Source organism: Clostridium nitrophenolicum (assembly GCF_055391695.1).
Window position 1 is genome coordinate 1531209 of record NZ_AP042469.1, and the last position, 19740, is coordinate 1550948.

Below are 19740 nucleotides of genomic sequence, written 5' to 3' on the forward strand. Positions count from 1 at the left end.
TGTATATGGATTTTATAAATATTTTCGAGACCATTGTACTTTCATCTTTAATTGGCAGCCTAATTGTACTGATGATATTAATTATCAAAGGGATATTCAAAAATAAGTTAAATTGTACCTTTCATTATTATATATGGATCATATTATTGATAAAACTAATAGTTCCCTTTGGTCCAAAAACCTCATTAAATCTTTCTAATATGTATGAAAAATTTAATCTACAGAATACTGTAAATGATACACAAATCAAATCGCCACAACAACTTGAAAATACTGATTTGGATACTTTAGTATCAATAAGTACTTTTCAGCCCTCAAACCAAAATGTAATTAGCAAAGCTATCAACATACCTTCAAAAAACAAAGTTAATATTGAGAACGCATTATGTTTTGTATGGATATTTGGAGTTGTATTGTTGATAGGAATAATAGCTGCAGGACATAAAAGACTTAGAGAAATTATTAGAGCTTCTATAAAAGATATAGACAGCACCCATAAAGAAATTCTATATAATTGCATGAATTCTATGAACATAACAACTAAGTTAGAAATATTATATTCTCCTAAAATAAGCACTCCCTCTTTATGTGGATTCATTAAACCGAAGATATTAATCCCAGTCAGTATAGCAGATAATGTTTCTGATGAAGAATTTAAGTATATCATAATGCACGAGCTATCTCACTTGAAAAACAAAGATATAATTTTAAATTGGGTTATAACTTCATTGTCTGTGATCTACTGGTTCAATCCAATCTTATTGTATGGCTTTCATAAGATGAAACAGGACTGTGAATTTTCCTGTGATGGTCAAGTAATTTCACGTTTAAGTGAAGGTGAAAACCTTCAATATGGAAATGCAATAATAAGAGTACTAGAGCTAGGTGGAAATAGCAGGAGACTTATCGGTACTACTTCAATGGTTATGAATAGTTCGGAAATAAAGAGGAGGATTATTATGATTTCAAAGTATAAGAAAATAAATATTAAGAGTGTATTATTAGGAGTTATAATTATCATTATTATAGGGGGATTAGGCATTGCAGTAAACATAAACTCATATAAAAATAGTTCTAAAGCTGCAGCATCACAAGTAGAAGCATCAGCAGAAGCTAATAAAAGTACAGTTAATAACACATCTGATGGGAACTTATTAGCTAGTATAAAAGCATTACCAAAGGATAACACAAAGCCTTTAGAACCCTTTTCAGCAGATATAGTAATTTACAATAGCCATCCTGATGAAGCTTACCTATCTGGTATAAAGGTAACAGATGTAGCTGCTTTAATCAATGATAAACTGGTTAAGGAAGGTATCAAAAGCCGGTTTATCCCCTGTCCAGTACCCAAAGAATATATAAAATCATATCAGAGTACACGAGACTTAATAACAAAGAATGTAAAAAATTATTCAAATACAATTCTTTTAGATATACATCGAGATGCAGGTGATAAGTATAATGATAAGATACTATTTGTACTTGCTAAAAGCAGTCCACATTATGAAACTAACCAAAAATTTGCTGACCTTCTTTCAGCAAATATTAAAAGCTCAAAGCAAATTGAAACATATACGGTATTTTATGACAAAGGGTCGTCCTATTTCAATCAAGATTTATCTAGCAAATCAGCATTTATTGAGCTTGGAAACGATAAATCCACCGATGCTGATGTTGAAAAATATGTAGATGCTCTCGTTTTAACATTAAAGAATATTCAAAAGGGTTCGTCTAACTAACAGATCCTTTAGTAACACAATATATAAATATGCAACTTCGATAATTGACTTATCCTATGAATACCGATACTAAGTCAAGCACCGAAGTTGAATATCTATAAAACAGCAGCTTATTGTTTAACCCTTAAGCTGCTGTTTTCTATCTAAGTCATCGGATAAAAGAACTCTTAGAATTGTTAAGTGTTAGGATAACTTTAATAACCTATCATTACTTAAAACTTTCAAAAATATATATGGTCATTATTTACATATAAACCAATTAATATTAAGAAAATACATTTTATTACGATAAATTAAACATATTAATAAATTTTAAAGCGGTGAAGAGTAATGAGAATTGGTAATTATATATAAAAAGCTAAAGTTTGATATAATTTTAACGATATAAATAATAGATAGAATATTCTCAAAATAACTGCATCACGTGATAACATATAGGAGGTGTTTTATTATGGAAGTAAATTTTCAATATGAAGAAAGTAATTGCCTACCAATTAAGACCATATCTGTAATAGGAAAGTTTAATGGTTATGATCCTAGCAAAGCGACTATGATTAAAGAGAATAATAAATGGACATTTAAATGTGATTTGCAAACAGGTGAGCATCCATATAAATTTCTTATTAATGGGGAATTAAAGCTTAATGATCCAACTGCAAATATATATTTTCCAGATGATAATGAAGAGCTTTGGTCTATAGTTAAGATTAATGAAAATGACCAGAGGATGTACAATAATACCCAATATACAACACATATAGAAAAATACAATATAGGCTCTGCAGTAAGTGAGCAAGAAAACATCGTGAATAAAAAAGTTTTTAATATGACTTTAGATAAAAAAATAGTAACAAGATTTCAATTTACCAATGTAACAGGATTACATACTGTAACAACAGCATGGTATACACCTGTAGGAGAGTTGTTCCAAGTAACTGAGAATAATTTATTTACGCCACCAAATCATGAAGAGCCAATAATGTTATGGTTTTGGATGGATTTAACAGATAATACCCGTAGATATATTTTTGGAAATTGGACAATGAAATTTTTTATAGATGGTGAATTCATATTAGAAGATCAATTTAAATTAGCCCAAAACTCAGTATATTCGCCGCAAGGAGGAATAAGATACTAGTTTATGAATTTAACTTTGCAGGATATAAGCACTTATCAGTGATTATATATTATTTAAAAAATAAAAAAGAAAAGGATGTGAAAGGTTATGAAAATAACTAGCAATGTCAACTTGAATTCAAATATTATCAACAATAGCAATGATAATAAGAACAAAGGTAAAATAGTGGAAAATGCCAATACAAGTTCAGATATACAAATTGCTAACATGAAAGAAGCTAAAGACAGATATGAATCTTCAATTGTTAATGCTGTGGGAGATTCTTCAGAGGTTGCATCTAAAGAAAGAGAGACAACTAAGAGTTCTATAGGAGGATTTTTTAAATCAGTAGCTGATAAATTTTCTTTTGTAGCTAATGAGGCTTCAAGATTTGTTAAGACAGCAGTTTCTGTAGGTGAAAGTGTTATTAAAACAGTAAAGGCGGTTTCAAGTGTTGTTGTTGATACTGCCAAGGTTGTAGCAACAACTATAAAAGACGTGTCAGAGTCAGTATCTAAAAAAGTAAAAGACACTGCATCACAAATAGCTAGTACCTTTAAGCAAGTAAAAACTACTGCCGCCGATTTGAAAAAAGCAGCTGAAGATGTTAAGAATTCAGCAACATCTCTAATAGATACAACAGTAAAGACAGCTGTTTCAGTAAAGAACGATGTTCAGGAATCAGTAGGAAAAATTGGAACATCAGTGAATGAAATTAAGGCTGAGTGGAACAATCCAAATGAAGGCATTATAAATAAAGTAGTTCAAACTGGTGGAATAGCTAAAGATGGAATAGAATCCATAAAAGAACCAATAAAAGAAATAGGAAATACAGTTTCAAAAGGATATGATGAAATTAAGAAGAATTACAATGACATAAAGAATAATATTGAAACTTCACTGTCTTTAATTCAAGAAGTTAAGAAGGCAGTTGTATCAGTTAGCAAGAATGTAATTGATACAGCAAAAACAGTTATAACTGAAGTTAAAGATGCAAGCAAAATTGTATTTGATAACATAAAAAATGCTTCAGCTAATATAAAGAACATAGTTAAAGATGGATATGATGAAATTAATGAAACTATACAAAACGCACGTAATGAGTATGGAAAAGATAAGAATAGTCTAGAAAATAACAATGGCATGACACCTGTATTAGCTTAAAGAGTTTTATATAATAAAGTAGTATATTGTCATCAAGCTGTTTTCAGTATTTAGATTTAAAATTAACAAGTCCTACGTTCTTAGTTAAAAGAATGTAGGACTGTTCAGCATTTCATTCTCTTCTGCTTCACTTAAGTCATCAAAAGTTCTAAAAACAAATCCCTCAATTTTTAAATAATTTATATCAGTAGCTTTTAAGTAACTATAATTTTTTACATATAACTTGTCTAGTTACAATATATTAATAATGTATCTATAAAGTTGTCACTAAGCTGTCACAAACCATGGATATGATATATATATATAAATTTATTAAATTCCATCAAACATTAAAGTTCAATTTAAATTTTGGAGGTTATTAAAATGGTAAAAAGAAATTTCAAAGTAATGGCAGCTTTAGCTCTTGTAGTATCATTAGGTTCAGGATTTGTTACAGTTCACGCAGCTGCGCCATCTAATAATACAACAGCTAATAATTCAACTAAGATAGAACATAAGATCAAGAATAAAAAAGATGGTGCTAACCCAATCTACTCAATATTAGAAAGTAAATTAGGATTTACAAAAGCACAAATACAAGAGGCTGCAAAATCTGGAAAGACAGCCTTTGATTTAGCAAGCCAAAAAGGTGTTACTGCAGACCAGCTTAGATCTATGATTGTTGATGCTCAATCACAAAATATAGATCAGATGGTTAGCAAGGGTAAGCTTACACAAGATAAAGCTAATACTATGAAAGCTAACTTAAAAACTAAAATGCAAAACTGGAATGGAAGTTTAAAGCAGGAAGAACATAAAGAAGGACGTTCTAACCCAATCTACTCAATATTAGAAAATAAATTAGGATTTACAAAGGCACAAATACAAGATGCTGCAAAGTCTGGAAAGACAGCCTTTGATTTAGCAAGTCAAAAAGGTGTTACAGCAGATCAGCTTAGATCTATGATTGTTGATGCTCAATCACAAAATATAGATCAGATGGTTAGCAAGGGTAAGCTTACACAAGATAAAGCTAATACTATGAAAGCTAATTTAAAAACTAAAATGCAAAACTGGAACGGAAGTTTAAAGCAGGAAGAACATAAAGAAGGACGTTCTAACCCAATCTACTCAGTGTTAGAAAGTAAATTAGGATTTACAAAAGAACAAATACAAGGTGCTGCGAAATCTGGAAAGACAGCTTTTGATCTAGCTAGTCAAAAAGGTGTTACAGCAGATCAGCTTAGATCTATGATTATTGATGCTCAATCACAAAATATAGATCAGATGGTTAGCAAGGGCAAATTTACACAAGATAAAGCCAATACTATGAAAGCTAACTTAAAAACTAAGATGCAAAACTGGAATGGAAGTTTAGGGCATAAAAAGGATGTAAAATAAGTTCATATAAGCTACTAAACTTAAAAGGGGACCTATTAATAGGCCCTCTTTTGAGTTTAGCTTGATTATCCATTCACTTCATTAATCCTCAAATCTTAACCTTTCAGTAAAATCTTTTATTCTCTTAATGGCTCTCTTATATGGAGTCGAAAAAACTCTTGAATTGATTTATAATAAAGAATAAAATTAGACAAGATTCATTGATTTTTCGAAGAAAGAGAAGTAATAAAATATGAGATTAGATAAATTTTTAGCAGAATCATCCATTGGAAGAAGGAAAATGGTTAGGACTTATATCAAAGAAGGTATGGTGAAGGTAAATGGAGACGTGATAACAGAACCTGCAATAGAAATTAAAGAGAGTTCTGATGTTATTGAGTATCTTGGTAAAGTAGTTGCTTATACTGGAAAAGTATATTATATGTTTAATAAACCTGCTGGCTGTATTACTGCAAGAAAGGATACAGTTAATAGAACAGTATTTGATTTTTTTGATGATGTTAACATGGATGGAGTATTTCATGTTGGAAGATTAGACAAAGATACAGAAGGATTATTGTTACTTACCAACGATGGTGAATTTGAACATCAATTAATGTACCCAGAAAAGCATGTTGAAAAAACTTATTTTTTCTGGGCTTTGGGTTCTTTAGAAGAGGAAGATAGGAAGCAATTAGAACAAGGAATTTACATCGGAAAAGGTGAAATACTAACGAAACCTGCAAAAATAGAAGTGCAAAAATGTGGAATGTATAAAGAGTTTAAACATGAAATGCCTATTGAGAATTTATACAATATAGATTCAAACCATTATGACCAGCCCGTTGTTTCTGGATATCTTACTATTTCAGAGGGGCGCAAGCACCAAGTGAAGCGTATGTTAAAGGCAGTAGGCTGTTATGTGGTGTATTTAAAGAGGGTTTCCATTGGCGGATTGATGTTAGATGAATCATTGGAAAAAGGTCAGTATCGACTCTTGACAGAGGTGGAAATTCAAAATCTATTGGGAGAATATCACCAAGTAATAGACAAAAAATAAGTTTGTAAAAGAATAGAAACCAGAGTACTAAATTAGTGTTATAGGTACTCTGGTTTCTATTTTGTTAGGTATTTTATTTCATTACTAAGTCTTTAAATATTTTAACGTCTTCTTTATAAACATTTTCGCTAAAAGCTTTACTTATTTTTGAACTGACCTGCCTAAATAAAATTGAAGGTGAATTATTTACTACATAGTAGTAAACGTCATTCTTTTTATATATTGGGTCATCTATTGAAGTGTTTACACTTCCTTCGATTGCTTTACCTGCATTTGCAGAAGCATCAATTATTAAACAATTTTTCTTTAATTTTTTTTGTTGGTCTAGAGTTAATATGTGTAAACCAGCTTTATCTAACTCGATGCCGTTTATTATAATATCAAACTTATGAGAAGAACTTATAAATTGATCCATAGTTTTTCTGTAAAATAGCGTAATATTATTGCTAAATTTAGAAATAGCACAAAATGCTCCTTGAGATACATTCCCTGATCCTAGTATAGCAATGTTTGTATTGTTATCAGGAATATCACCAAAATTAAGTAAAGCGTGTAGAGTAGAAGAATAACCAGCGATAAAACTGTTATCCTTTACAAAGTTTGGTGGAATCCAGTCTATTCTTTTAGCTGTATTTTTGTAATAAACAGTAGGATGTATGTTGTCTAAATCAACTATAATTAAATCTTTAATATTAGCTTGTTCTTCCATGAATTTTTTTCCGGATCCAAATGGATGGGTCCAGCCAATGATCATATGGTTTTTCCTTAAGTATTTATAATCTTGTTCACCAATGAGTTTTAGAGAAAATATCGCATCACAATTTAAAAAGATTTCTTCTCGAGATCCGATCTTACAGCCTACTGCTTCATAATCTTCATCGCTTATGCCTAAGCTCATTCCAAAATTATGTTCTACTATAAGTTCGTTATTAAAGTTATCTACATGTTCAGGCAATAAAGCTACCCGTCTTTCACCGGGAAAGCTTGGAATGATAAGACCTAATTTCATATTTTTATACCTCCATCTTAATTTAGTGAAAATTTCAATCGAATTTTTGTCATGAAATTTATATTTTACTCGAATTCTTACAACTTTTTAAGGATTAATAGATTCATATAGTCATTCTTTTACTTATGACTAAAAGATTGTTTATTGCTTATAGATTAGATTTTATCGCTTCACTGACAGAAGAAGTGTTCTTTTGATATCTATAAATGAATTTTTGTATAGGTTATATACCATAAATTTGAATCTAACAACTTAATTATAATATAAAGTTGTTACTTTGTAAAGAAAACTCTATTTTTGTAAGTACAAAGGAACATAACTATGGTATTTGCAGGTTATGTTGAATTTAACAAAAACATATGATATAATTTTCCTGAAAAGGGGAGCTTGCACTGCAGGCTGAGAGGAAGTTTATACTTCGACCCATAACTTGATTCGGATAATGCCGACGTAAGGAAATATTTTAGTTATACTATTTGCTTATATTTTTATGAGTATAAATGGGATATGCCTTACTCGGTGTATTCCATTTTTTTATTATGCTTCAAGGAGTATATCTTTGATAAGCGGAGGGGGAGCACCCTGCGCTTTATGGCAAAGTACAACTAAATAGCGAGGGAACTTGTGTTTCAAGGTGAGAGGAAGCTTTTGAGCTTCGACCGACCGGTATGACCTATGTCATATAGGAAATTGCTATTTAGTTACGCTAAAACTATGCCTTGTTAGTGGTATTTATTTCCTGTATGACATTTTGGAAAATAAATATTATTAGGGAGGTTTTTATTATGGAAAGAAACTCAAAACTATTAAAAAAACTTATGCTGGCAATGATGGTAGCAATGGGAGTTGTAATTTCACCGATTCTTCGTGTTGAAGGAATGTGTCCTATGGCGCATTTTATTAACATAGTATGTTCTGTTATTCTTGGACCTTGGTATTCACTGCTTTGTGCTACATTGATTGGTGTAATAAGAATGGCTCTCATGGGAATTCCACCACTGGCTTTAACTGGTGCAGTTTTTGGAGCCGCTTTGTCTGGAATTTTATATAGAGCATCTAAAGGTAATTTGATTTTTGCGGCTATAGGTGAGGTTATAGGAACTGGCATTATAGGAGCTATAGTTTCATATCCTGTCATGACACTTATTTGGGGCAGAACAGGGCTTACATGGATGTTTTATGTTCCTTCATTTATTATGGCCACACTTATTGGAGGAACAATTGCATTTGTTTTCTTGGGAGCATTAAGCAGAACAGGGATGCTTGCAAAAATTCAGAGACGTTTGGGGGCGAAAGTTTATGATAAACCAAGAAGTAACAATAGACAACCTATTGCAAATAAGACAGAGTGTTAAATCAAATAAACCTCTTATTCACTGCATCACAAATCCAATTTCAATAAATGATTGCGCAAATATGATGCTTGCTGTAGGTGCAAAACCTATCATGGCTGAACATCCTTTAGAGGTTGCTGAAATTACCTTCGTTTCTAAGTCTCTTGGGGTTAACCTTGGAAATATAACGGATATCAGAATGGAATCTATGTTGATTTCAGGTAAAACAGCTTTTGAAAATAAAATTCCACAAGTAATTGACCTTGTAGGTGTGGGCTGCAGTAAGCTTCGCCTAGATTATGCAAAGAAATTTATTTCAGAGTGTCGTCCAAGTGTTATTAAGGGTAATATGTCTGAAATAAAAGCAATCTGTGGTATAAAAAGCAATGCAAAAGGAATTGATGTTGGAGCATGTGATGTTGTAACAGAGCAAAATTTTGATGAAAATATAGAAATGCTAAAGACATTGTCGCTGCAAACGGGCTCTGTTATTGCAGTAACAGGAGTGGTAGATATAATAACAAACGGTACTAATACGTATTTAATAACAAATGGTTGTGAAATGCTTTCAATGGTAACAGGAACAGGATGTATGCTTACCGCCCTTATAGCAAGCTATATTTCTTCTGGAAGTATACTGGAGAGCACTGTTCTTGCAATAGCTCTTATGGGAATATGTGGTGAACTTTCTCAGCATGTTAAGGGGACTGGAAGTTTCAGAACTGAGCTTATAGATAATATATTTAGTATTTCTGATGATATAATAATAAAAAAAATAAGATGTAAATTAAAATAAAAAGAAATAATATTTTTATAAAGGGCATGTAACATTTTATTTTATTTGAAATATTATGATAAAGGGACTAAAAATTAAGGAGGTTACTTAATGAGTAACTATAGAAATAATGATAAAAGTGATTCATGCCCTAATATAATACATTACTGCCCATATAGTGTTAGACATCAATTTCAATGTCCATTTAATACTTTTTACAGACAAGAGTTAGAAGGATTTTATAGACAGCAGCAAGGTCCACCAACAACACCGCCACCTAGTTTTACTCCTCAACTATCAGATGTACCAGAGGTAAGTTTGATGGCAGTGGATTCCGGAGCAATAGCACCTTGCGTATATAGATTTTCATATATATGGCTAAACAATGGTCAATCCTTCTGGGCATATCTTGTATATGTAGGAAGAACATCAGCTTCTGGTTGGAGATATATAGGAGGAAGATGGGTATACTTTGGGGTGGACTTAAAAGAAATTAAAAACTTTATTTGTTATTAGTATTATCAGAAATTACTAAAATTTAGATAGTGCAATACAGCAATATTAATACTTTTAGGCCCTCAATGTAGTTAACTACACTGGAGGGCCTTTAATTGAGATACATAATCATAACCTTTATAGCTTATGTCTAATATAATAGTGTGAAAAAGTTCCCCAATTTTCTATTCTATTAAATTGCGGATTTGTTGACATGAAGTGGACTATTATTGGAGCATCATTTAATTCGGGATGTGCACTAAAAAATTTTTTATCGCCATATCTGATAGCTTCCAAGGCAAGTGGCAGTTCACGTCTAAAAATGTAATTTCGTATAGTTGTTACTCCTGGGGCAAATTGTCCATCTACATATAAATACAGGTAAAAAAAGTATTGATCTCCAATCTTAATCCATTCACCAACCACTTCATCTCTCATAGCATTAGTTTTATTATAGGCATATGTTAATCCAATAGTTAAGAAAAATTCTGCAGCTATATCCGAATGATTAAGTGTATAGCGTCTGGGGATAATAGGTTCTGTAGTAGTAACTCTTTTTCTAAATTCCACTGAAAGTTTTTCAGGGTTTAATCTGCTCATTTAATTTCTTCCTTTAAATATCTTTCATAAGAGTATTATATGATGGTTACAGTTATTATGTTAGCAATTTACTTACTAGAGGATATTAGTCTGTTAAAGATTAAACATCAATATATGCATATCTGAATTGTGAAATAAGTATGAAAAATTATATAATTTAGAATAAAATTTAACACAATGAAAATACAAATTAACATATGACTAATTAACTGGAAAATATTAGTTAGTTTTATTGCCAAGACGTAAATGGGAAGATTTTACAATAAATTGCAAAAGTGTTAAAATAACAAAAATATCATAAAATTACATATGATGAATTAATTGAATATACCCACAAAATATTAAAAAAAGATAGATATTAAAAACAGTTGTCAATCTGTTTTTAATATCTGCAATAAATTATTTAGAGGGGGATAGCAATGAAAAGAAAAAAAATTCTTGCTGTAATGTCTTTGCTAATGACGTTATCAATTGGGATAACTGGTTGTGGAGGCACTAACACAGCAACAAAACCTGTTGAAAAACAAGACTTAAAAAAGACTACAACTGAAATTGTACAAGCAAAAGACCCATCAAAGGTACCAGAAGCTGCTAAGAATAGGAAAGATACCTTAATTGTAGGCTCTAATGATGCACCAAAGGGAAACATTAATGCCTTAACAGCTCAATCTGTCTATGATCAATGGGCCTATGAACTTGTATTTGATACTTTAGTATCAAACGATGAAGATGGGAATCCAGTGCCATCTGTAGCTGAAAAATGGGAGATATCACCGGATGGAACAAAATACACCTTTCATTTAAGAAAAGATGTAAAATTTAGTGATGGTACACCTTTAACAGCAGAGGATGTGGCATTTACTTATACCGCTTTATGTGATCCTAAATATGATGGACAAATATCTAATTATGCATATCATATAAAAGGTTACAAAGAGTACAATAAAGGTGATGCTAAAACAGTAGAAGGAATTAAAGTAATTGATCCTTATACTATAGAAGTTACATTGATTGGTCCAAAAGCTGATGCTATTTGGAATTTAGGTCAAATGAACATACTTTCAAAAAAATATTATGGTTTTGAAAAAGGAAATTTCCAAAAACTTAAAGATTTAGATCAAAAACCAATGGGTTCTGGTCCTTATGTTATGAAACAGTTTAAACCAGGACAAGAAATAGATTTTGAAAGTAATTCTTCCTACTGGAAAGGTGCTCCAAAAATAAAAAATTTGATAATGAAGAAAACAGATGCCTCTACCATGATTCAGGAAATAACTACAGGAGGCGTTGATGTAAATCTAATTCCAGCAAAACCTGAAAACATTGCTATGTTAGACAAAGCAGAATTTATAACTAAACAGTTCTTCCCAGACAATGGTTATGGATATATGGCATTTAATTTAAAAGACCCAAGATTCCAGGACAAGAAAGTTCGTCAAGCTTTGACCTATGGTTTGAATAGACAAGGCTTTGTTGACTCCTATTATAAAGGCTATGCAGAAGTATGTAATCAACCATATTCACCAGCACAATGGGCATATAATGATGATGTAAATCAATATAAATATGATCCAGATAAGGCAGGAAAAATGCTGGATGAAGCAGGATGGAAACTAAATAGTTCCGATGGCTATAGATATAAAGACGGAAAGAAATTTACAATAAACTGGTTAACTTACACAGGTAGTAAATATGAAGATGCACTAATATCAATAACAAAGGACAGCTGGAAAAAGATTGGCGTAGAAGTAATTCCTCAATCTATGGATTTTAATACTTTACTTGATAAGGCAGATAAGAGAGAGTATGAAATTTATAATATGGCATGGAATCTTACAGTAGATCCAGATTCTACACAAATATTCCACAGTTCACAGGACGTACCTGGTGGTTCAAATAATATGGCCTTCCATAATGCTGACAGTGATAAACTTTTAGAGGATGGATTAAAAGAAACTGATAAGGCAAAGAGAAAAGAAATCTATCATAAATGGGCTAAACTTATAAATGAAGAGTGTCCATATATATTCTTAGATCAAAACAAAAACCTTTGGGCAGTAAGCGCAAGAGTCCAAGGCATGAAGATATCACCATTTAGAGACTGGACATATGATATGTACAAGGTAGAATTAAAATAATTACAAAATAAATTTAGTTATGCTCAGAAAATTTCTGGGCATAACTAAAAATTTGAAATTTAGGATAACCTGTTTTTTAGTTGAGGTTATCTATTATTATATACAACTGTTAAGTGAAAATATAAAATGAGGAGGAAAAAGATGAGACAATATATAATTAGAAGATTACTTCAAATGATACCAGTGCTTATAGGCATATCCTTGCTTGTATTTTTCGTACTTGCAATGGCTCCTGGAGATGCAGTAACTTCAATTAATCCACGTGCAACCGCTGAGCAAAGAGCAGAGCTTAGGCATAAAATGCATTTAGATGAACCTAAAATTGTGCAATACGGTTATTGGGTAAAAGGAGTAATTCATGGGGACTTAGGTGAATCTTATTTTTATAAACAGCCTGTATCAAAAGTTATGAGTAATTTTATATGGAATTCTTTTTATTTAGCATTAGCTTCTTCAATAGCCAGTATATTAATTGCAATTCCAATAGGAGTCATATCTGCAACAAAACAATATTCCTTCTTTGATTCATTTTTTACTATATTTGCTCTTATAGGTACATCTATACCAACTTTTTTCTTTGGATTACTATTAATTAAATGGTTTGCAGTAGATTCAAGCATCTTTCCAGTATCAGGCATGTATTCGCCTGGAAGTACAGCTACTGGGATACCAAAACTTTTAGATTGTATGTATCACATGTTTTTGCCTTTTATTGTACTAACCTTTGCCAGCGTAGCAGGTATAATGAGGTATATGCGTTCTAGTATGCTAGAGGTTATAAGACAAGATTATATTAGAACTGCTAGAGCAAAGGGACTAAAAGAAAAGGTTGTAATATATAGACATGCCCTGAAGAATGCTCTGATTCCTGTAATAACTCTTTTAGGATTTTGGATACCTGGACTTTTTTCAGGAGCTATAGTTACAGAGCAAATATTTAGCTGGCCAGGAATAGGTCCTGTGCAGGTTATAGCTACAAATGCCAGAGATTATCCATTACTTATGGCGATTACTATGTTGCTTGCAATTTTAACCCTACTCGGAAACTTGATTGCGGATGTAGCGTATGCAGTAGTTGATCCAAGAATTAGGCTAAAGTAGGAGGGTGTGTAATGGAAGTTAAAGTTAAAATTGATACAGGCAAACCTAAAGAAGAAAAAATATTAAGTCCGGGGAGAGTTATTTGGAATAGATTAAAGAAAAATAAGTTGGCAATCATAGGGTTAGGTATATTGATATTTATGATATTATTTGCTGGAGTAGGACCTTATATATCACCTTATAAAATGGATTCTGTAGATTTAACTAATATATCTACACCTCCTTCAATACATCATTGGCTTGGCACAGATGATGTAGGAAGAGATACCTTTACAAGGCTTATGTATGCAGGCAGAATCTCTCTTGCCGTTGGAATTTTTGCTGTAATAGTTGAAATAGTTTTAGGAAGTATTCTGGGAGCAATAGCAGGTTTTTATGGAGGATTAGTGGATTCTATAATAATGAGAATAGTTGATATATGTTTATGTGTTCCATTTTTACCTATGTTAATGGCTCTTGGAGCACTTATGTTAGATTTAAAGGTAAGACCTGAAAATAAAATGTTTGTAGTTATGTTTATTATAGGTGTTTTAAGCTGGCCGGGACTCTGCCGTTTAGTTAGAGGACAAATTCTATCCTTAAGGGAACAAGAATTTATGCAGGCAGCAGAAGCACTAGGATTAAAAAATAGAAGAAGAATATTTAGACATTTACTGCCAAACACCTTTGCTTCTATTATAGTTACAGCTACTTTAGGCATAGGAGGAGCTATTCTTACAGAATCTACCTTAAGCTTTTTAGGGCTTGGAGTAACACCGCCTACACCATCTTGGGGAACTCTAATTCAATCAGTTCAAAACATGTATACACTTCAATTTGAGCCATGGAACTGGATTCCTCCTGGAGTGTGTATACTTTTAACGGTTATTGCAATAAACCTTTTGGGAGACGGCTTAAGGGATGCTATAGATCCAAAGCTAAAGAAGTAGGAGGTATTCAAAGTGGCAAAAGATTTATTGGAAGTTAAAAATTTGAAAACTTATTTTAACACTGAGGATGGACTAATAAAATCTGTAGATGATATTAGTTTTAAAATAAAAGAAGGGGAAACTTTAGCTGTAGTTGGTGAATCTGGATGTGGTAAAAGTATTACATCAATGTCAATTATGAGGTTGATTCCTAATCCACCAGGAGAAATTGTAGGTGGAGAAATTATTTTTGAAGGAAAAGATATTTTAAAATATACAGATGCAGAAATGATGAAAATGAGAGGCAATCAAATATCCGTAATATTCCAAGAACCAATGACCTCCTTAAATCCTGTTTTCACTGCAGGTGAGCAAATAGGCGAAGCTATAATGCTTCATAGAAATGTAGAGGAAAAAGAAGCTAGAAAGCAAACTATTGAAGCTCTTAAGTTAGTAGGGATACCGAGAGCAGATGAAATAGTAGATGCCTATCCCCATGAGTTAAGTGGTGGAATGAGACAAAGAGTTATGATAGCTATGGCGATTTCTTGCAATCCAAAATTACTTATAGCTGATGAGCCTACTACTGCATTAGATGTTACTATTCAAGCACAAATACTTGATCTTATGAGAGATCTTAAGGAAAAGTTAAATACATCTATAATGCTTATTACTCATGACCTTGGAGTAGTAGCTGAAATGGCAGATTATGTAGTGGTTATGTATGCAGGGAAAATTGTAGAAGAAGCATCTGTATTGGAGCTATATAAAAGTCCAATGCATCCATATACTATTGGACTTCTTCAATCAAAGCCTATTATAAATAAAGAAACAAATAGATTATATTCTATACCTGGTCAAGTACCGAACCCTTTAGATATGCCAACTGGATGTTATTTTAACCCAAGATGTAGTAAAGCTACTGATAAATGTAGACAAGTTTCACCTACACTTATAGAAGTAAAACCTGGACATAAGATTGCATGTTGGAATTGTAAGGAGGGTGAATAGATGGAAAAAACAATGGTAAAAGTTGAACATCTTAAAAAATACTTTCCTATAACAGGAGGTGTATTCCAAAGGGTAGTTGGTCATGTTAAAGCGGTAGATGATGTGTCCTTTGAGGTTAAGGAGGGGGAAACCTTAGGTCTCGTTGGAGAATCAGGTTGTGGAAAATCTACTACAGGAAGAGCCTTATTAAGATTAATAGAAAAAACTAATGGCAATGTATTCTTTAATGATAAAGATATATATAAATTAAATAAAAATGAAATGAGAAAACTAAGAACTAAAATGCAAATAATATTTCAAGATCCCTATAGTTCATTAAATCCTAGAATGACTGTAGGGGAAATTGTAGGAGAAGCTCTATTAGACCATGAACTTTGTTCTAAAGCTGATGTAAAGGATAAGGTATTAGAAACTCTAGAGATATGTGGATTGGCATCTTACCATATGAAAAGATATCCTCATGAATTTTCCGGAGGGCAAAGACAGAGAATAGGAATTGCCAGGTCTCTTATTTTTAATCCTGAGTTTATTGTGGCAGACGAACCAGTATCAGCCCTTGACGTGTCAATACAAGCACAAATAATAAATCTTCTTACAGATTTGCAGCAAAAAAGAGGTTTTTCTTATTTATTTATATCTCACGATTTAAGTGTCGTCCAACATATAAGCCATAGAATAGGGGTTATGTATCTTGGTTCCTTGGTAGAACTCGCAGAAAAAGAAGAACTTTTTAAGAATCCACTTCATCCATATACAAAAGCTTTATTATCTGCAGTACCAGTGCCAGACCCTACATTAAAAAGAAATAGAATTATCCTTAAAGGGGATATACCTAGCCCAGCTAAACCGCCTGCAGGATGTAAGTTTCATACAAGATGCCCTTATGCTAAGGATCAGTGTAAGAATGAAGTACCGCAGTATAAAGATGCAGGCAGCGGTCATTTTGTAGCCTGTCACCTAATATAAGAGGAGAATTGTCTTTATGGAGAATAATGAAAATAATAATGAAAACCAATTGTACAGAACATCTAAATTTGGATTTAAAGATATAGTTGCAATGATTATTGCTATATTCCAAGTTTTTGTCCCTATTTTTATAGCAGCACTTGTTATACTAACAGTTGTTATTTTGTTTATTACTAAGGTTTGGCTAAATTAAAAAGCAGCAGTCTTAGGTGCAAGCACCTTCGGAAAATCCCCAGGGAAAAGAAAATAATATATAAAAAGAGATTATTGTTTAAAGAGGCAGTTAGAGTAATGTTGATTCACTTTGATTGCTTCTTTTTTGTTTTTAAAATTACTCTAAAATAAATATAGCTTTATTACCATAAAATATAATGTGAAAAATACAAAATCAAGTTGATTAAGCACAATAAATAGCAACAAAGTACAATGAAATGCAATAAAATATTGACAAAGGCAAAATGTATTGCTATGATTAGCATATATTAAAATAAAAAAACAGGAGATTAGTAATGGAAAACAAATTTTATACAATAGATCAAGTTGCAGAAATGTTAGGAATGCACCATAAAACAATTAGAAAATTTATAACAGAGGGAAAACTAGTAGCAAATAAGGTTGGAAAGCAATGGAGAATATCGGGACATGATTTAAGCCTTTTCCTTGAAAAAAACGATGAAAAATTTGATACTAAAAAAATAAATGAAGAGCAAAGTGTTAGTTTTTCAACTACAAGTGAAAATGTTGAAATTGTGGAATCGAAAATAAATGTATCTACCGTTGTAGATATAAATGAAGTAGACATGGATGAGTATATGAGAATATCTAATATGCTTTTAGCAGTTATGAATTGTAAAGATTCAGAAATGAAAAAATCAACTCTTAATATGAAATATAACAAAGAAGAAAAAAGATTGAGAATAATGCTATGGGGAAGTGTAAAATTTATTGAAAATATGTTAAGCACAATTTCAATTCTCGTAGAAACAAATAATTTATAAAGAAACGATAATTATTGAAATAAAAATTCATATATGTTAAGAAAGGATAAAATAAAATGAAAACAAACATTGTAAAAGCAAATGGTATAGAAATTGCACATGTAGAAAGTGAAAAAGTCATTATTACCGATGTTCAAAGCGCAGTTGATTTTATAGCAACTGTCAGATATGAAACCGGTTGTGATAGAGTTATTTTAAATAAAGATGCTATTACTGAAGATTTTTTTGAATTAAGTACTCGTATTGCGGGAGAAGTTTTGCAAAAATTCATTAACTATTATATGAAAATTGCCATTTTGGGAGACTTTTCGATTTATAAAAGTAAAAGTTTAAAAGATTTTATTTATGAGAGCAATAAGGGGAAGAATATATTCTTTCTTTCAACAATGGAGCAAGCAATAGAAAAATTGAGTATTGATTAGGATATTAAGTCCCTGGGTGAAACAATGACAATTTTGTTTTATCCAGGGACAATCATGTTTAAATGCTTTTAACTATTATTTTTTAAACTGAAGAGATTGTAACATAAGGTATTCTATGGAATATTATATAATGATGAAAAACTAAATATATATAACAAATCCAGATATAACTTAAAACTGGAGGGGAAGATATGAAAATCCTGGTGAAAAAGTTAGAAGCAAAAGCAGAAGTGTGTTTAATGAGCAAAAAAATATTTGATGATTTAAGCCTCTCAACAGAAGTTAAGTATAACATTCATGTGGGTCAGCTTAACAAATCTTCATATATAAGACCAAAGGATATTAAGGGCAGTTGCATGTATTTTACAATGCCTATATTTGATGAATTGTTACTTTATAATAATGCAAATTTAAATATCTGGAGAAAGGGTAATGATATATACCTTGGCCCGGTAGTTGGAGTGTTTATTAATACTAGGCATTTAAAATTAATAGAAGAACTGCATCCGCTAATAAGTTGTCAAAAAAACATGCAGGCAAATGAAGAGGGCAATTGTCTTCTTTACTATTTTTCTATAGAGGATATAAATTGGGTTGAAAATAAAATTAAAGGTTTTACTTTTATTAAAGGGTTAAATATGTGGAAGCATTGTTGGTTTCCTATGCCAGATGTAGTATACGATAGAGGTACAAGGTTTGACACTAATCAAAAACTTTTAGTAAGTCATATAAGAGATCAATTTAGATATAATCCACGAATTCATCTAATAAACTCAGAAGATGCCTTAGGCAAATGGAAGTGCTACAAGTATCTATCAAAGTATTCAGAAATCATTGGTTATCTACCAAAAACAATCTTATATACAAGCTTTCAAGATATCCTTAATATGTTAAAGGAATATAAATTCATTTTCCTAAAAGCCTCTTATGGTAGTATGGGCCGTCAAGTATTATCTATAGAACAAATAGGAGAGAAATACAAGATTAATTTCTACTCACATGGGCTAAAAGATAAGTTATTAGACATGGAACAATTACAGGAGTTTGTTAGCAAATTTACAACTAGGAAACATTATATAGTGCAGCAGGGATGTAGACTAATAAAACAGGAAGGACGTAACATGGATATGCGCGTGCTGATTGTTAAGGATGGAAGTGGAAAGTGGAAAGCAATATATAATTTATGTAGAATTACTAGCAAGAATGCAACAATTACAAACTATTTTGATGGAGGATATCTAGCTAATTATGAAGATATTTATTCTAATTTAAAAAGGGAAAATCCAAATGTAAATATTCCGAGCTATGATGAGATTGTCAATATAACAATAAAAATTGCAACTTATATTGAAAAGGAATTTGGATCATTTGGAGAAATAGGAATGGATATGGCTTTAGATAAGGATGGAAAGCTGTGGTTTATAGAGGCCAATGCGAAACCTGATAAAGATCCAGAACCAGGACTTGAAGACACAGAAGGTATAAGACCACAGTTTTTATATGTACTGCAGTATGCTAAATTTTTAGTTGGAGGAGAGTAGGAG

Annotated in this window: 19 protein-coding genes and 1 riboswitch; of the genes, 17 read left to right on the forward strand and 2 right to left on the reverse strand. The window is 31.6% G+C overall.

Annotation, left to right across the window (positions count from 1 at the left end; genetic code table 11):
• Nucleotides 1-5: 5 nt before the first annotated feature.
• The 5 genes from ACZ5N4_RS07115 (at nt 6) to ACZ5N4_RS07135 (ending at nt 6439) form a co-directional block, all read left to right on the forward strand.
• A complete protein-coding gene (locus ACZ5N4_RS07115) occupies nt 6-1739 on the forward strand; it encodes a M56 family metallopeptidase (RefSeq protein ID WP_464208454.1) in 1734 nt (577 codons plus the stop codon).
• Nucleotides 1740-2190: 451 nt separating this feature from the next.
• On the forward strand, nt 2191-2877 hold the full coding sequence (locus ACZ5N4_RS07120) for an early set domain-containing protein (RefSeq protein ID WP_464208456.1): 687 nt from the start codon (nt 2191-2193) through the stop codon (nt 2875-2877).
• Nucleotides 2878-2964: 87 nt separating this feature from the next.
• Complete coding sequence (locus ACZ5N4_RS07125; RefSeq protein ID WP_464208458.1) at nt 2965-4020, forward strand: hypothetical protein; 1056 nt, start codon at nt 2965-2967, stop codon at nt 4018-4020.
• Between the two features lie 363 nt (nt 4021-4383).
• Complete coding sequence (locus tag ACZ5N4_RS07130) at nt 4384-5400, forward strand: hypothetical protein (protein ID WP_464208460.1); 1017 nt, start codon at nt 4384-4386, stop codon at nt 5398-5400.
• 232 nt (nt 5401-5632) lie between these two features.
• Nucleotides 5633-6439 carry a pseudouridine synthase gene (locus ACZ5N4_RS07135; RefSeq protein WP_464208462.1) on the forward strand — a complete coding sequence of 269 codons (807 nt, stop codon included), beginning with the start codon at nt 5633-5635 and terminating at the stop codon, nt 6437-6439.
• A 73-nt stretch (nt 6440-6512) separates the two neighbouring features.
• On the opposite strand, the gene ACZ5N4_RS07140 is transcribed toward ACZ5N4_RS07135, so the two are convergent.
• Nucleotides 6513-7448 carry a Rossmann-fold NAD(P)-binding domain-containing protein gene (locus tag ACZ5N4_RS07140; protein WP_464208463.1) on the reverse strand — a complete coding sequence of 312 codons (936 nt, stop codon included), beginning with the start codon at nt 7446-7448 and terminating at the stop codon, nt 6513-6515.
• A gap of 369 nt (nt 7449-7817) precedes the next feature.
• A riboswitch (TPP riboswitch) is annotated at nt 7818-7922 on the forward strand.
• Nucleotides 7923-8233: 311 nt separating this feature from the next.
• Between ACZ5N4_RS07140 and thiW the strand changes: the two genes are divergently transcribed.
• The 3 genes from thiW (at nt 8234) to ACZ5N4_RS07155 (ending at nt 10073) form a co-directional block, all read left to right on the forward strand.
• Nucleotides 8234-8803: an energy coupling factor transporter S component ThiW gene (gene thiW, locus ACZ5N4_RS07145; protein WP_464208465.1), complete on the forward strand. Its 570-nt coding sequence runs from the start codon at nt 8234-8236 to the stop codon at nt 8801-8803.
• On the forward strand, nt 8781-9578 hold the full coding sequence (thiM, locus tag ACZ5N4_RS07150; protein WP_464210858.1) for a hydroxyethylthiazole kinase: 798 nt from the start codon (nt 8781-8783) through the stop codon (nt 9576-9578). The genes thiW and thiM overlap by 23 nt, the downstream gene beginning before the upstream one ends.
• A gap of 90 nt (nt 9579-9668) precedes the next feature.
• The gene (locus ACZ5N4_RS07155; protein ID WP_464208466.1) at nt 9669-10073 is read left to right on the forward strand and encodes a hypothetical protein; all 405 of its coding nucleotides are present in this window, start codon (nt 9669-9671) and stop codon (nt 10071-10073) included.
• Nucleotides 10074-10190: 117 nt separating this feature from the next.
• On the opposite strand, the gene ACZ5N4_RS07160 is transcribed toward ACZ5N4_RS07155, so the two are convergent.
• A complete protein-coding gene (locus ACZ5N4_RS07160) occupies nt 10191-10652 on the reverse strand; it encodes a staygreen family protein (RefSeq protein WP_464208468.1) in 462 nt (153 codons plus the stop codon).
• A gap of 419 nt (nt 10653-11071) precedes the next feature.
• Between ACZ5N4_RS07160 and ACZ5N4_RS07165 the strand changes: the two genes are divergently transcribed.
• The 9 genes from ACZ5N4_RS07165 to ACZ5N4_RS07205 all read left to right on the forward strand — a co-directional run bounded on the left by ACZ5N4_RS07165 (nt 11072) and on the right by ACZ5N4_RS07205 (nt 19737).
• Nucleotides 11072-12790, forward strand: a complete 1719-nt coding sequence (locus ACZ5N4_RS07165) for a peptide-binding protein (RefSeq protein ID WP_464208470.1) — start codon at nt 11072-11074, stop codon at nt 12788-12790.
• Nucleotides 12791-12931: 141 nt separating this feature from the next.
• The gene (locus ACZ5N4_RS07170) at nt 12932-13891 is read left to right on the forward strand and encodes an ABC transporter permease (protein ID WP_464208471.1); all 960 of its coding nucleotides are present in this window, start codon (nt 12932-12934) and stop codon (nt 13889-13891) included.
• Between the two features lie 11 nt (nt 13892-13902).
• Nucleotides 13903-14820 carry an oligopeptide ABC transporter permease gene (gene opp4C, locus ACZ5N4_RS07175; RefSeq protein ID WP_464208473.1) on the forward strand — a complete coding sequence of 306 codons (918 nt, stop codon included), beginning with the start codon at nt 13903-13905 and terminating at the stop codon, nt 14818-14820.
• A 12-nt stretch (nt 14821-14832) separates the two neighbouring features.
• Nucleotides 14833-15810 carry an ABC transporter ATP-binding protein gene (locus ACZ5N4_RS07180; RefSeq protein WP_464208475.1) on the forward strand — a complete coding sequence of 326 codons (978 nt, stop codon included), beginning with the start codon at nt 14833-14835 and terminating at the stop codon, nt 15808-15810.
• Nucleotides 15811-16776 carry an ABC transporter ATP-binding protein gene (locus ACZ5N4_RS07185; RefSeq protein WP_464208477.1) on the forward strand — a complete coding sequence of 322 codons (966 nt, stop codon included), beginning with the start codon at nt 15811-15813 and terminating at the stop codon, nt 16774-16776. It abuts the gene before it with no gap.
• A 16-nt stretch (nt 16777-16792) separates the two neighbouring features.
• Nucleotides 16793-16969, forward strand: a complete 177-nt coding sequence (locus tag ACZ5N4_RS07190; RefSeq protein ID WP_464208478.1) for a hypothetical protein — start codon at nt 16793-16795, stop codon at nt 16967-16969.
• Nucleotides 16970-17285: 316 nt separating this feature from the next.
• The gene (locus ACZ5N4_RS07195) at nt 17286-17774 is read left to right on the forward strand and encodes a helix-turn-helix domain-containing protein (protein ID WP_464208480.1); all 489 of its coding nucleotides are present in this window, start codon (nt 17286-17288) and stop codon (nt 17772-17774) included.
• Between the two features lie 56 nt (nt 17775-17830).
• Nucleotides 17831-18196 carry a DUF4180 domain-containing protein gene (locus tag ACZ5N4_RS07200; protein ID WP_464208482.1) on the forward strand — a complete coding sequence of 122 codons (366 nt, stop codon included), beginning with the start codon at nt 17831-17833 and terminating at the stop codon, nt 18194-18196.
• Between the two features lie 191 nt (nt 18197-18387).
• Nucleotides 18388-19737, forward strand: a complete 1350-nt coding sequence (locus ACZ5N4_RS07205; RefSeq protein WP_464208484.1) for a YheC/YheD family endospore coat-associated protein — start codon at nt 18388-18390, stop codon at nt 19735-19737.
• The last annotated feature ends 3 nt before the right edge of the window (nt 19738-19740 follow it).